At 71.1% G+C, this 14,181-nt stretch carries 11 protein-coding genes; 6 read left to right on the top strand and 5 right to left on the bottom strand.

What is annotated here, in order from left to right; translation table 11 throughout:
- Window positions 1-19 precede the first annotated feature (19 nt).
- Window positions 20-1,903: an MtrAB system histidine kinase MtrB gene (gene mtrB / locus HMPREF9058_RS10325; protein ID WP_009747734.1), complete on the top strand. Its 1,884-nt coding sequence runs from the start codon at window positions 20-22 to the stop codon at window positions 1,901-1,903.
- Window positions 1,900-3,687, top strand: a complete 1,788-nt coding sequence (locus tag HMPREF9058_RS10320; protein WP_043538312.1) for a GerMN domain-containing protein — start codon at window positions 1,900-1,902, stop codon at window positions 3,685-3,687. The genes mtrB and HMPREF9058_RS10320 overlap by 4 nt, the downstream gene beginning before the upstream one ends.
- Before the next feature lie 101 nt (window positions 3,688-3,788).
- Here the strand turns inward: HMPREF9058_RS10320 and raiA are convergent, their stop codons facing one another.
- Together raiA and HMPREF9058_RS10310 are read right to left on the bottom strand one after the other, a co-directional pair.
- A complete protein-coding gene (raiA, locus tag HMPREF9058_RS10315) occupies window positions 3,789-4,439 on the bottom strand; it encodes a ribosome-associated translation inhibitor RaiA (protein ID WP_009747781.1) in 651 nt (216 codons plus the stop codon).
- Between the two features lie 94 nt (window positions 4,440-4,533).
- Complete coding sequence (locus HMPREF9058_RS10310; protein ID WP_254654129.1) at window positions 4,534-5,586, bottom strand: ComF family protein; 1,053 nt, start codon at window positions 5,584-5,586, stop codon at window positions 4,534-4,536.
- Window positions 5,587-5,905: 319 nt separating this feature from the next.
- Here HMPREF9058_RS10310 and secA point away from each other — a divergent pair, with 319 nt between their 5' ends.
- Complete coding sequence (gene secA, locus HMPREF9058_RS10305) at window positions 5,906-8,737, top strand: preprotein translocase subunit SecA (RefSeq protein ID WP_009406964.1); 2,832 nt, start codon at window positions 5,906-5,908, stop codon at window positions 8,735-8,737.
- A gap of 71 nt (window positions 8,738-8,808) precedes the next feature.
- Here the strand turns inward: secA and HMPREF9058_RS10300 are convergent, their stop codons facing one another.
- Window positions 8,809-9,324 carry an Rv3235 family protein gene (locus tag HMPREF9058_RS10300; protein ID WP_043538165.1) on the bottom strand — a complete coding sequence of 172 codons (516 nt, stop codon included), beginning with the start codon at window positions 9,322-9,324 and terminating at the stop codon, window positions 8,809-8,811.
- 109 nt (window positions 9,325-9,433) lie between these two features.
- Window positions 9,434-10,267, bottom strand: coding sequence for a LysM peptidoglycan-binding domain-containing protein (locus HMPREF9058_RS10295; RefSeq protein WP_009747720.1), 834 nt, complete (start codon window positions 10,265-10,267; stop codon window positions 9,434-9,436).
- A gap of 192 nt (window positions 10,268-10,459) precedes the next feature.
- Between HMPREF9058_RS10295 and HMPREF9058_RS10290 the strand changes: the two genes are divergently transcribed.
- Window positions 10,460-11,008 carry a hypothetical protein gene (locus tag HMPREF9058_RS10290; protein WP_009747856.1) on the top strand — a complete coding sequence of 183 codons (549 nt, stop codon included), beginning with the start codon at window positions 10,460-10,462 and terminating at the stop codon, window positions 11,006-11,008.
- 23 nt (window positions 11,009-11,031) lie between these two features.
- Here the strand turns inward: HMPREF9058_RS10290 and HMPREF9058_RS10285 are convergent, their stop codons facing one another.
- Window positions 11,032-11,256, bottom strand: a complete 225-nt coding sequence (locus HMPREF9058_RS10285) for a helix-turn-helix domain-containing protein (protein ID WP_003786975.1) — start codon at window positions 11,254-11,256, stop codon at window positions 11,032-11,034.
- A 200-nt stretch (window positions 11,257-11,456) separates the two neighbouring features.
- Here HMPREF9058_RS10285 and HMPREF9058_RS10280 point away from each other — a divergent pair, with 200 nt between their 5' ends.
- On the top strand, window positions 11,457-12,137 hold the full coding sequence (locus HMPREF9058_RS10280; RefSeq protein WP_009407173.1) for a hypothetical protein: 681 nt from the start codon (window positions 11,457-11,459) through the stop codon (window positions 12,135-12,137).
- A complete protein-coding gene (locus HMPREF9058_RS10275; RefSeq protein ID WP_009747960.1) occupies window positions 12,134-14,122 on the top strand; it encodes a hypothetical protein in 1,989 nt (662 codons plus the stop codon). The genes HMPREF9058_RS10280 and HMPREF9058_RS10275 overlap by 4 nt, the downstream gene beginning before the upstream one ends.
- Window positions 14,123-14,181: the final 59 nt, after the last annotated feature.

Below are 14,181 nucleotides of genomic sequence, written 5' to 3'. Positions count from 1 at the left end.
GCGCCATACAATGAACCCGATGCGTAATTCAGGGGGCACGTCGATGGGGTCATCGGTGGGCACCGCGGAGGAGCGGCTGGTTCGGCGTCTGCCTCTGCCGGGGCTGCTGCGCCGCAGCCTCGAGGTGCGCATGGTGTGCACCGCCACCGTCATTGGTCTGCTTCTCATTGTGCTGCTGCTGACCTTCGTGACCGACCGGATCCGCTCCGAGGTGTTCGCCGATCAGCGTGACGTCATCCTCGCCGATGCCGCGTTGCGCGCCAGCGTCGCTCAGGCCGAGTTCGACTCGACCACGGCAGTCACTGTCGACGAGGTCTCAGCCGCTGCCGAGCGGCAGGTCAACGGCGCCAAGGACTCGATCTCCTCCTCCGGGGGAGTGGGGGTCCTCATGCTGCGCAACGAGGAGGAGACGTCGACAACGGTCGTCAACGACCTGGAGACCGACACCCGGCTGCGCTCCCTCATCACCCCTGAGATGACCCGGGCCCTCGATGAGGGCGGGGCGCGCGCCCAGTACTGGCAGTCGGTGGCGGTTCCCAACGATGAGGGGGGCACGGATCCGGGGCTCATCGTGGGGACCCGGGTGAGCCTACCCCTGGCAGGGGAGTACGACCTCTACCTCGTCTACAGCCTGGCCAGCGAGCAGCGCATCGTCTCCCTGGCCTCGCGCAACATCACCATCGGGGGGCTGGGCTTCCTGGCCATCCTCATCGTCGTGGTGTGGGCCTTCACCAGGTGGGTGCTCAGCCCCGTGCGGCACACCGCCCGGGCCGCTGAGCGGCTGGCCTCCGGACTGCTGGCCGAGCGGCTGAGCATCCAGGGGGAGGATGAGATATCCACCCTGGCCAGATCCTTCAACCACATGGCGACCTCGCTGGAGGACCAGATCGAGCGCCTGGAGTCCCTGTCCAAGGTGCAGCGCCTCTTCGTCTCCGACGTCTCCCACGAGCTGCGCACCCCGCTGGCCTCGATCCGCCTGGCCACGGAGCAGATCCAGGACGCGCGCGAGGAGATCTCCGATCCCTTCGCCCTGCGCAGCATCCAGGTCCTGTCCAGCTCGGTGGACCGCTTCGAGACCATGCTCACCGACCTGCTGGACATCTCCCGCATCGACTCCGGGAACGTCAAGCTCCGGCTGGAGGAGATCGACCTCGCCCAGGTGGTCGACACCGTCATCGAGACCACCCAGTTCCACTTCGACGCCACCGGCACCGAGCTGCGCCTCCACCTCCCCGAGGAGCCGGCCACCGCGGAGATCGACGTCACCAGGGTCGAGCGCATCATCCGCAACCTCGTGGTCAACGCGCTCGAGCACGGTGAGGGCAAGCCGATGGACGTCACCGTCGCTGTGGACGCTGACGCGGTGGCGGTGCGGGTGCGCGACCACGGCATCGGCATGAGCCCCGACGTCGTCACCAAGGTCTTCGACCGCTTCTACCGCGCCGACCCCTCGCGCAAGCGCAGCCTGGGAGGCACCGGACTGGGGCTGTCCATCGCCATGGAGGATGCCCGTCTGCACGGCGGGCGCCTCTCGGCCTGGGGATGGCCGGCCGACGGCTCCTCCTTCCTGCTGGTCCTGCCCCGCACCCAGGGGGCCGACGGCGGTCCCGGCCGGCTCAGCGGCCCCGGCCCCCTCGAGCTCGTCCCGCAGGACGCGCCTGCGGTGGCCCGCGCCGGCATCCCCATCGACGAGGAGTCCTCCTTCTCCCCGGTCGGCCCCCTGGGGCCCGCGCCCGCCACCCGCCGGGCCCGCCAGAGCGTCGTCCTGGGCGACATCCCCCTGGCCGGGGAGAGCCACGACGCGGTCACCGAGGATGTCGGCCGAGTCGTCGTCGTCCTTCCCGGTCAGGAGCCCGCCACCCGCACACCCGAGGAGACCGAGGAAGAGGGGTGGCGCCGATGACGCAGCCGATGAACCGCGACGCGCCCACTCAGGGGCGCAGATCCGCAGAGGCTGCAGAGCCCGCCGGGCCCACCGGGATCCTCGGAACGGTTCCGGCCGGATTGTCGCGACGCGGCGCGCTGGGGCTGCTCTCGGCCACGGCCGCCGGAGTGCTGGCCGGCTGCACGGCGCTTCCGAGCTCCAGCCGCGTCACCCGCTCCGGGGTGGCCGCCTCCGACACCAACGCCCTCATCGAGACCGCTCCCGGACCGGGTGAGGGGGACTCGGCCGAGGACATCGTCAACGGTTTCCTGCGCGCCACCATCGCGGGGTTCTCCGACGACTTCGCCACCGCCAAGCAGTTCCTCAGCGATCACGCTGTCGCGCAGTGGAAGCCCCTGGAGACGGTGAGCGCCTACAGCGGGTCGACCGAGCCGCAGGTCTCGGTGGCGGCCAACGGCTCCTTCACGGTGACCTCCGGGCAGGTGGGGGTGCTCAACTCCCTAGGCGTCTTCACCCCCGCCCCGGAGGGGAGCACCTATACCGGCGAGTTCTCCCTGGCCACCAACTCCACCGGCCAATGGCGCATCGTCGGCCTGCCTCACGGCATCCTGCTGCCCTTGTCCCGACTCATGCAGAACTTCGCGGTCAGCTCCCTGGCCTTCCTGTCCCGGGACCGGTCCAGGTTCGTCCCCGAGCTGCGCTGGTACCCGCGCAGCTCGCAGGCCGACTCCCTGGTCTCCGGGCTGCTGGCCGGGCCCTCGGACTGGCTTGCGAAGGGGGCCTCCAGCCTCATCCCGCGAAACGCCGAGCGGGCGGGGCGGGGGGTCGTCGTCGAGGGCGGCACCGCCACCGTCCACCTGAGCGCGGACTCCGACCCCGCCTCGGAGGACGCCCGCGGGCTCATGGTGGCCCAGATCGAGCAGAGCCTCATCCAGATCAGCGGTATCGACCACGTGCGGGTGCTCGCCGGCACCGTCGACCTCGGCGCCGCCGCCCAGCTGACACCGATGGCCCCCGAGGTCGGAGGCATCGTGGGGATGTCGGAGGGCTCGGTCGTGCGCGGCACGGGGGCCAGGCGCGTCACCCTGGCTAGTGACCGGGTCCTGGGGACCAGTGACGCGCGTAGCCCGAGCCTGGGGGCCGACGGGGCCGTCTACGCACTGTCAGCCTCCAGCCTGCTGCGCCTGCCCCGGGGGCAGGGCTCCGCCAGCGTCATCCTCTCGGTGGGGGATCCCTCCGCAGGCGCCGGTGGGCTGGGAGCTCCGATGGGTGACCGGCACGGCTGGGCCTGGTTGCTGGCCGAGGGGCGTCTGACCGCCGTCAACGGCTCCGGGCAGCGCGCCACCCTGGAGTCCTCCTGGCTGCAGGACGGCACGGTCGCGGCCTTCGACCTGTCCGTGGAGTCCGAGCGGATCGCCGTGCGGCGAACCGACGGGCGGGTCGCCGTCGCCATCATCATCAGGGACCAGGACGGCCGTCCCACCGGGCTGGGGCCGGCCCTGGAGATGCCCCGCGCCAGTGGGACGGGCACGCGGGGGCTGTCCTGGTGCGCCCCCAACGCCGTGTGCGTCCTGGCCGCTGCCGGCACCGAGGGCGGGGGCGTGCCGGAGGTGCGTCTGGTCCAGGTCGGCGGGGCGGTCAACACGCTGGTGGGGGTGCGTCGGGCCCGTTCGGTCATCTCCGACCGCTCCGAGGAGTCCCTCCTCATCGTCGACGAGGATGGGCAGACCTGGCAGCGTCGCGGGGCGATGTGGCGGGTGCTCACCGCCGAGGTCACTGACCCCTCCTTCCCCCTGCCCTGAGCCGACGCCTCTGACACGCGACTCCGGGTGCCCCCGGTCGGTCAGGACCGTGGGACACCCGGATATCAGGGGTCAAACCCGCGCCGCGGGGCCGGATGGGGCTACAGCACCTGGGCGTCCAGGCGGATGACGCCGTAGGTCCACCCGTGACGGTGGTAGACGGCACAGGGCTGCTTGGAGGACTTCTCGATGAACAGGTAGAAGGGGTGCCCCACGAGCTCCATCTGGTAGAGGGCCTCGTCAACGGTCATCGGCTTGGCCTCGTGCAGCTTCTGACGCACGATCACCGGGGAGTCGCCGAGCTGCGCCTCAACGGCGACACCCGGCTCGGTGGGGGCGGAGGGGGAGTCCTCGATCGGTGCGTCACCGGTGTCGGGGAGCAGGGGCTCCTCCACGCCGGGAGCTGCCTGGAGGTCCTCATTCGGTGCGGCCACGGTGTGACGGCGATGGTGGTCCTTCTTGCGGTCCCGGGCCCGGCGAAGGCGCTCGGTCAGCTTGCCCATGGCGATATCAAAAGCGGCGAAGCGGTCCGAGGAGGAGGCCTCCGCCCGGATGATCGGGCCCTTGGAGACGACAGTGATCTCCACTCTCTCGGCGGTGTCGGCCTGGCGCGGGTTGCGCTCGTGGGTGACCTCAACCTCGACGCGCTGGACCCGGGGGTCGAACTGCTCAACCTTGACGGCCTTGTCCTCGACGTAGTCGCGCAGGCGAGAGCTGATCTCAGCGTTACGACCGACGACGGTGATATCCATGGTGGAACCTCTTTCTAGGCTCGTGGGCCGGCCCTGACGGGCCGTGTGCGACAAGTACCCGCCACGACTCACGGCGGGTTCGGGACTGGTGTCATCACCTCCTGGTCACCTCGTGAGGGCCCTCAGGCACCGAGGCGGGGATCCGGTCGACTGTCCTTGTCGGCGTCGGGAGCCGCCTGTGCGTTGTGCCACATAAGGTACACCATGTGGGGCTGTTCACGCCTCCCTTTCGTGCGTGCCACGCCCGGAAGAAGCCTCCTGATCGCCGCAGGCGGACAAGGCGGACAAGGCGGAGGCTCCCGGATCCATGCGGCCAGGGAAACGGCTGCCTGCGGTGACCACCCCAGGGCCGGCCGGCACCGCGGCACGCGCATGGGCCGGGGGCGGGGCGGCGCTCAGCACCAGGGCGCCCAGGACCCGCCCACCTCCCGCCCGCACGCGCCCGGGCGCAGGCTCCCAGAGTGGCCCCGGTGGTCACGACGTCGTCGACCAGCAGGATCGGCAGGCCGGTGACGGCGGCCAGCAGGAGCGGAGCCTGGGCGCGGTTGCCCCGTCGCTGACGGGCGGATCGGCCCGCCTGGTGCGCCCCACCGCCCCGACGGCGCAGCAGGTCCGTGCTCAGCACGAGCGCTGCGGGTTCCTGCCCGGCCCACTGCGCGCAGATCCCCCGGGTGACGGCGTCGGCCAGGTGGGCCGCCACCAGGCGACCGCGCAGACGGCGCACGATCCCGGAGGGCGCGGGGACCACGACCAGCACCCGCGCGCCCCGGGGCGAGCTCTCCCAGACCTCCTCCGGCGGGTGCGTGAGCGCCCACCAGCGTCCCAGGCGCCTGCCGGATCGGGCCATCACCTCCGACAGGTCCTCGCGCGCGCCGTTCTTCCAGCCCAGAACCATGGCGCGCACCGGGCCGGTGTAGGAGGCCAGGGCCCAGATGTCCAGGTCGTCGGCGGCATCGGCGTGCTCCACGGCGAAGGGTTCGTCCTCGAGCAGCTCTCGGCACCGCGGGCACAGCGCCGTCTCCCAGCGCCCACAGCCCGCACAGCTGGTCGGCAGGCCCAGCGACAGGGCCGGGGAGAAATCCGCCGACAGGCCCAGTGGTGGGCCGAGTGCGGCGGGACGGCGGGGCTTGCGGCGACGGTGCTCCATATCCCCACTGTGACGCAGGCGGAACCCTCCCGCTCCTGGTGGCGCTCGCGGTCCACACCACGAGGGGACGACCGTCGTCGTCGTCCCCTGTGGCCCCGTGCCCCACCTGTGTCCTCGGTGGGAAGAATCTCGGTGCTGGAAAGACCGCCGCCCAGCGAGGTCCACTAGAGTACGGAGGCAGGTAGCCGGTGAGACCTGAGCCGATCCTGAGCCGATTCCGCGTCGATGTCGAGTTGATTCCGAGTCGGCCGACTCGACCGATACGGCCTGCGTCTCATCGTCGCTCTTCGCAATCTGACGTCCCAAGGGAGAATGCAGCGTGTCGATCGTGGACCGGATCCTTCGCATTGGCGAGGGCCGCACCCTGAAGAAGCTTGATGCCATCGCCGATCAGGTGGAGGCTCTCGCCGACGAGTACAGCGAGCTCTCCGACGCCGAGCTGCGCGAAATGACTGATGAGCTCAAGGAGCGCTACCAGGACGGGGAGACCCTCGACGACCTGCTGCCCGAGGCCTTCGCCACGGTCGTGGAGGCGGCCGACCGCGTCCTGGGCATGCGCCCCTACCACGTCCAGATCATGGGTGGGGCGGCCCTCCACCGCGGCAACATCGCCGAGATGAAGACCGGTGAGGGCAAGACCCTCGTGGCCACGATGCCCTCCTACCTGCGGGCCCTGACCGGCAAAGGCGTCCACGTCGTGACCGTGAACGACTACCTCGCCGAGTACCAGTCCGACCTCATGGGGCGCGTCCACCGCTTCCTGGGGCTGACCACCGGCTGCATCCTCGTGGGCCAGACGCCCGCCGAGCGCCGGGAGCAGTACGCCTGCGACATCACCTACGGCACCAACAACGAGTTCGGCTTCGACTACCTGCGCGACAACATGGCCCAGCGCCCCGAGGACCTGGTCCAGCGCGGCCACGCCTTCGTCATCGTCGACGAGGTCGACTCCATCCTCATCGACGAGGCCCGTACCCCGCTCATCATCTCCGGGCCGGCCAGCGGCGACGTGAACAAGTGGTACAAGGAGTTCGCCACGATCTCCGAGCGCCTGCGCGCGGGCAAGGACTACGAGGTCGACGAGAAGAAGCGCACCGTGGGTGTGCTCGCCACCGGCATCGAGCGGGTGGAGGACTACCTCGGGGTGGACAACCTCTACGAGTCGGAGAACACCCCCCTGATCGGCTTCCTCAACAACGCCATCAAGGCCAAGGAGCTCTTCCACCGGGACAAGGACTACATCGTGCGCGACGGTGAGGTCCTCATCGTCGACGAGCACACCGGCCGCGTCCTGCCCGGCCGCCGCTACAACGAGGGCATGCACCAGGCCATCGAGGCCAAGGAGCGTGTGGAGATCAAGGCCGAGAACCAGACTCTGGCCACCATCACTCTCCAGAACTACTTCCGCCTCTACCCCGAGGGCTCGCGCTCGGGCATGACCGGTACCGCCGAGACCGAGGCCGCCGAGTTCGCCGGCACCTACAAGATCGGCGTCGTCCCGATCCCCACCAACAAGCCCATGATCCGTCAGGACCAGCCCGACCTCGTCTACACCACCGTCGAGGCCAAGCTCGACGCCGTCGTCGACGACATCGCCGAGCGCCACGAGCTCGGCCAGCCGGTCCTGGTGGGAACCACCAGCGTGGAGAAGTCGGAGATCCTCTCCGAGCGTCTGCGCGAGCAGGGCATCCCTCACGAGGTCCTCAACGCCAAGCAGCACGCCCGCGAGGCCGCCGTCGTGGCCATGGCCGGCCGCAAGGGCGCCGTCACCGTCGCCACCAACATGGCCGGACGCGGAACCGACATCATGCTGGGCGGCAACGCCGAGCACATCGCGGTCTCCGCCCTCAAGGAGGCCGGTCTGGACCCCGAGGAGAACGCCGAGGAGTACGAGAAGGCCTGGCCTCAGGCCCTGGCCGCCGCCAAGGAGGCCTGCCGGGCCGAGCATGACGAGGTCGTCGAGCTCGGCGGTCTCTACGTGCTGGGCACCGAGCGTCACGAGTCGCGGCGTATCGACAACCAGCTGCGCGGCCGCTCCGGCCGTCAGGGGGACCCGGGCGAGTCCCGTTTCTACCTGTCCATGGAGGACGACCTCATGCGCATGTTCGCCTCCGGGCTCGCCCAGCGCATCATGTCCTCGGGCGCCTACCCCGACGACGTCCCCCTGGAGTCCAAGATGGTCACTCGCGGCATCGCCGGGGCCCAGCGCCAGGTGGAGTCGCGCAACTACGAGATCCGCAAGAACGTCCTCAAGTACGACGACGTCATGACCGAGCAGCGCGAGAAGGTCTACTCCGAGCGCCGTCAGGTCCTGGACGGTGAGGACCTGGAGCCCCAGATCGAGGCCTTCCGGGCCCAGGCCGTCACCTCCATCGTCGAGGCCGGCACGGCCGAGGGCCGTCCCGACGAGTGGGACCTGGACGCCCTGTGGGGCGAGCTCGGCCGCCTCTACCCGGTGGGCCTGACCCAGGACGAGGTCGTCGAGGCGCTGGGCGGCAAGAACGCACTGACCTCGGAGCGCCTCATCGAGGAGCTCACTGAGGACGTCGCTGTCGCCTACGAGGACGCTGAGGCCCGCATCGAGGCCAACGCCCTGGCCCATGTCCAGCTCGGCGAGGACCCCATGCGCACCCTGGAGCGCCGCATCCTGCTGGCCGTGGTGGACAAGCGCTGGCGGGAGCACCTCTACGAGATGGACTACCTCAAGGAGGGTATCGGTCTGCGGGCCATGGCCCAGCGCGACCCCCTCGTGGAGTACGCCAACGAGGGCGCCCGCATGTTCCGGGCGATGATGGAGGGGATCCGCGAGGAGACCGTTGAGCAGATCTTCGCCAACGTCGCCCGCTTCGACGCCGCCGCCCAGCGCGCCGCCGAGGACGGCACCGTCGAGGCCGCCCAGGCGGTCGCCAAGGCCAACGCCACCGCAGCGGCCGGCATCCGCGTGGGCCAGGCCGGCGGCCAGGGGCGCGGTACGGTTCTGGGGGACACCGGGCAGGCGTCTATGGAGCAGCGGGTCACCTACTCCGGCCCCAGCGAGTCCGGCGAGGAGGAGACCTCCGGGGCCTCCTCGCGCAGGGCCTCCCGTTCCGGTGCCGACTCCGGCGGCAACCGGGCCGAGCGTCGTCGCTCCAGGAAGAAGCGCCGGCACTGAGGCTCAGCGCGAGCTGACACGACTGTCGATGATCCCGTCGGAACCCGGCAACCAACCGGGGTTCGGCGGGATCACGCCATCTCCAGGCCGGTGAGGATCCAGCGTTCGCGCAGCAGCTCCAGGCGTGCTGCCGCGGCTCGGACCCGGTTGCCCTCCTCCAGCAGGACAGTGGCCTCGCAGGCTCCCGACATGGTCAGCTCGGTGCGCACGCTACGGATGCGCGGACGTCGTGGGCTGGACTGGCCTCCCAGGATCCGGGCGGCCAGCCCCGCCCGACGGGCGAGGGCCTCGAACAGGGAGGGGCTGGTCCAACGGACCAGGTGGTCCACCGGGCGCAGCCCGGCCAGGACCTCGCTGGCGGCCGTCACCACGATGGCGGCGGTGCGCGAGGCGTCAGTGCCGGCGGCGGGCCACTGCGTCAGGGGCGCACCCCGCGTGACGGAGCCTGCGTCGTTCACGGGCTTGGAGGGTTTGTGCGGAACCGCACGAGTCGGCGTCGGGTGGCTCGGTGTGGGGCGGCTACGACGTTGAGCGTCGGTCGTGCGGCGTGCGGGGCGGGTGGCTTGGGCAGTGGTGGTCGCGGTCATGGTGGGCTCCTGGGAGTGGGAGGGTGCCCCGTGGGCACGGAGTGCGAAGTGGAATGGGGAAGGTGTTCGGGGCCTGCGGTGGGGGCCGCCGGCGCTGGTGCGTTGCGGTTCATCGTGATGGCGCCTGACCTCCTGTCGGTGTGCTCGGTGCGGACAAGGAGTCCGGGACGCTCAGGACCGTGCCGGGCCGGATCAACGAGGGGTCGGCGCCGATGGCCTCGGAGTTGGCGCGGTACAGGGCCGGCCAGTCCTGTGCGATCTGTGCGGGGGCGGAGCCGGTGGGCAGGAGATGAGCAGTGATGGACCACAGGCTCTCGCCGGGCGCGACGGTATGAGTGGGGCTCGAGGAGGGTGGGGCGTCGGGGCCGGTAGGGGGCTGCGCCGCCTGGCTGCCCGGCGGTGTCGAGTCTGCTGACTGGCTTGCGCCCTCCGAGTCGCTCGAACCGGTCGAAGCGCTCGACGGGGACTGATCGGCCGGCGTCGACGGCGTCGAGGACTGCGACGGAGGTGAGGCGGGCACCGAGCTGGTGGGGCGCCATCCCAGGTCATCCCCGCCACTGGCCTCCTCGCTGGCCAGCGCCGGCGCCGAGGACAGGGAGACGAGCAGCGCGGAGGCGACGATGCGTCTCACCGCTGGCGCTCCCCAGGCCTCGAGGGCTCTGGCTGCCAGCGCATAGGCGCCGCCGCGACAGCGCTTGCCGGGGTCGTTCGCCCCGGGGCACGTCATGAGCGCCAGGAGGGCCGAGACCGCGTGCCACAGGGCCCCCAGGGCCCCGCATGTGCAGGTGCCGGCCACCACGGCGTTCGACAGGTCGCTCAGTCCCCAGGCCTGCGGCGGGACCTGCACGAGCTGCTCCGCGGCGCCGTGGGCCGTGCGTCCCAGAACTATCAGGACGGCCCCTGACGCTGCGGCCAGGAGCGTCAGTCGTTGACGAGCTCCCATGTCACCCTCCATCGCCGATGATGTCGTTTGATGATGTTAGGTGTACTCCTATGGTGTGATGATGTCAATAGTGACGATATGACATGCTGGGCGCTGAGTCGTGGTAACGGGGCGGGAGTGGTGCTGGAGGTGCGCGGCCTGAGCCGCCTCGGAGTGCTTTCCTCTGCGTGCGTACTGTGGTGAGGTGGGCCTATGGACTGGGACGCGATGATTGCCGACCTGGAGAGCAGCTTCGATGCTGAGCGCCGTGCGGACCTGGTGGCTCAGAGCGTTGAGCTCGCGGAGGCCGAGCACGCCTCCATCGAGCTCGTCGACCGCCTGCGAGGCTCGGTGGGCCGACTCATCCACCTGCGGACTCGCGGCGGTGTCCCCGTCGACGGTGTGGCCTGCCGGGTGGAGCCCTCCTACGTCCTCGTCGATGAGGGGGAGGGGCTGCAGGCCGTTGTCCCGGTGGGCGCGGTGGCCACCGCTGTGTCACTGGCCGGTCCGGCGCCCCGGGACGGCCGCCGTCGGCCCACGCTGACGGCCCTGATGCGTGAGATCGCCCGACGCGGAGCGCGGGTGCGCCTGGTGCTGGGCTCTGGAGAAGTGGTGGGGCGGCTGGTCCGGGTGGGAGCGGACCATGTCGATGTCGCCGTCGACCCTGAGGGCGGCATCCGCTCGCGTCGCGCTCCCGGGGTGGGCGGCGCAGGGGTTGTCAGCGTCATGACCGCTGCGATCGAGGTGCTGCGCAGTCGCTGACGTCGGCTAGCGGGCAGAGAGGTTCAGGGCGCCCCGTCCTCGTTCCAGCCCGCGGCGACCATGGCCCTGGTGGAGGCGAGCTGGCGCTGGATGTAGTCCTCCAGGGCCTGGTCCTCGATGCGCCAGAGCTTGCGGGCGCCGACCTGAATGGCGGGAAGGTCGCCGGTGCGGATGAGAGCGCGCACGGCCTGGGCGGAGAGCTGAAGCTGCTCGGCGACGTCGGCGATGGTCAGGAATCGTGTGCTCATACCACGATGATCCCACTGCTGGATCCGCTCCACAATTCTTAAAGACACTTGTGGATAACCTTGAGGTACTATTTTATCCCAACGATGATTGCAGGAGATCAAGGAGGATTCCCGTGATGTCATCTCGCCGCAGTCGAACCCTGACCGGTCCTGAGCGTCCCCGCGGTCGTTGGCGCCGGCCTGCCTGGAAGGATCCGCGTATGGCCGGGGGAGTGGTGCTGGTGGCCGGGGCCGTGGCCCTGGGGGCTTGGGCGGTCGACGCGGCCGCTGATACCACTCGCGTCTACGTCCTCTCCCAGGACGTCGCTCCCGGGACAGACCTGACTGCCGACGGCATTCTTACGGTGGTCGAGGCCCATCCCGGCACCGATGCCTACGTCGAGGCCGGGCACCTGCCGGACGGCGCCGTGTCCACGCGCTCCATGCGCAAGGGAGAGCTGTTGGCTGCGGCGGCCGTCAACAGCGGCCGGGAGCAGGAGCTGCGGCCGGTGGTCCTCACTGTCGCCTCCAACCTGCCGGCCTCGACCAAGGTCGGCGACTACGTCGATCTGTGGATCGTGCCCAAGGAGGGCGTGGCGGGCCGGCCCGCAGCCCAGGCGCCTGCCGCCGGGCAGACCGGGCAGAGCGGACAGGGCGGACAAGGAGGCCAAGGCGACCAGTCGGGGCAGGCCGGGGGGACTGGAGCCCGCCGCGTGGCCACAGGGCTGGTCATCGCCTCAGTCGGTGAGACCAGCAAGGGGCTGATCTCCGGACCCGGCACCGGGGTGGAGGTCAAGGTCCCCGAGGCCTCCCTCGCCGCCGTTCTCAGCGCCGTCGGTCAGGAGGGGGCGCTCGTCCTGGTCCCCACCGGCCAGGAAGCGCCGGCGGAGAAGGCCTCGTGAGCGCCCCGGGCGCCGGAGTCCTCCTGGCTCTCAGCGGCGACGACGCCGGGATCCTGCGGGCGCTGAGCCAGGCGGGAAGCGGGCTGTGCGTCGTGCGCCGATGCGCCGACCTGCCCGAGCTGCTCTCAGCGGGAATGGCCGGGCTGGCGGGATTCGCCCTGCTGGACACCGGTTTCGACGAGATCGACCGCACCGTCCTGGATCGGCTCGCGCGCGCGGGCCTGAGCGGAATGCTCCTGGTGGAGGCCCACGAGGAGGAACGCTGGCGCAGCGCGGGCTGGCCGGTTCTCCGGCGCGACACGGAACCCGCCCGGATCTGTGCGGCGCTGCAGGACCTCGTGCGTCGTAGTGGGGTCTCCGGCGCGGCCCCCACCGGGAGCGGGCCGGCAGCTGACAGCGCCGACTGGCTGAGCGCCGCCACCCCCGCTTCGACGGAACCGAGCACGGAACCGCACACGGAATCGAACACTGCCGCCCAGGAGACCGCCTGGCTCGAGGAGCTGTGGCGCCAGTCGCCCGGCTCCCCTGAGGGCGGGACGGCGCCGTCGCAGCTGCCCCGGGTCTCCAACGACGCCGGAGTCGAGGAGGACACGGGGCAGGACCGGCGGTGCGGCCGGGAGTCGGCCGCCGCGGATACGCCGGAGCCTGTGCTGCCGGTCGCGGTGAGCCCGGTGGGTGACGAGCGTGGAGGGAGGGTTGTCCTGGTGTGGGGGCCTCATGGTGCTCCCGGGCGCTCGACGGTCGCTGTCTCCGTCGCTCACGGCCTGGCCGCCTGCGGCGGCGCGATCCTCGTGGACGCCGACGTCGAGGCTCCCAGCCTCGTCCAGCTCCTCGGCATGCCGGAGGACTCCTCGGCGCTGGCCGGGGCCGCCCGTCTGGCCACCCACGGCCGCCTTGACGCGGAGAGCTTTCGACGAATCCTGGCTCCGGTGGGCGATGGGCTCTTCCTGCTGGGCGGCCTGGGCAGGTCCGGGCGCTGGCGGGAGCTGCCACCGGCCTCGATGACCGAGGTGTGGGCGCAGTGCCGTCGGGCCGCGGCCTGGACCGTCGTCGACGTCGCCGGCGGGCCCGCCGATGACGACGTCGACGACTTCACCCTTGAGCCTGGACGTGGGGCCGTGACGGCCGACCTGGTGTCGCACGCCGACGTCATCCTGGTCGTCGGCGGGGCCGACCCCGTCGGGGTGCGCCGGCTGCTCCAGCTCCTCGATGAGATGGGGGCCTCCATGAACCCCGCAGGCCGGGTCGAGGTCGTCATCAACCGGGTGCGGGCCTCGGCCGCAGGACCTTCTCCCCAGCAGGCTCTGCGAGAGGCCCTGGCGCGTTTCGGTGGGCTGGACGACATTGTGCTCCTGCCCGATGATGCGGCAACGGCCGACGCCTGCCTGCTTCAGGGGTGCACTGTTCTGGAGCAGGCGCCCGCCAGTGCACTGGGCAAGGCCCTCAGTGCACTGGTCGACCGGATCGATCCGCAGGTCGCAGCGGTACGCAGGGCCGCCTCCCCGCGTCGTTCCCGGCTGTGGCGCTCCAAGCGGCGCGGTGGGCGCCGGGACCGCAGGAGCTCCGCGGCCCAGGCCGCAACCGTCAGAAGCAGGAGCCGCTCGAACGTGCGCAGCGCGGGTGCGAGGCGCCGCCGCCGAGACGGGGACGGGGGACAGGTGGTCGGTGAACGACCGCCGGCTCCCCAGGCGCCCAGCGGACTCGCCCCGGCCCCGCAGCAGCCTCACCATGCCCTGCCTCCGGTGATCCATCCGGTGGTTCAACCGGCATCCCCGCCACGGGGGCAGCCACAGGGGCCGGCTTCCGGGGCGCCCCACCGACCCTCGGAGGATCCGTGGTCCGGGGCCGGCGCGGCGTCGAATGCAGGAACGCCCCCGGGGCCGGTGCAGGGCCCGGACGACGGCCGAGCTCCGGGCGGGAGGAACGGTCGGGGAACGAGCGGCCCTCCGTCGTTGCCACCGGGAACCGGGCGGCACCGCTACTGAGAACCGGAGCGCGAGCGGTGCCGGGTGGGCCGCCCGGCTGCTTCGTGGAAGGGGGTGAG

The sequence above is a fragment of the Actinomyces sp. oral taxon 175 str. F0384 genome, assembly GCF_000223355.1.
GTDB lineage: Bacteria > Actinomycetota > Actinomycetes > Actinomycetales > Actinomycetaceae > Actinomyces > Actinomyces oris.
Note: the sequence above shows the minus strand (reverse complement) of the source record. Positions and strands in the feature narration are given on the sequence as shown.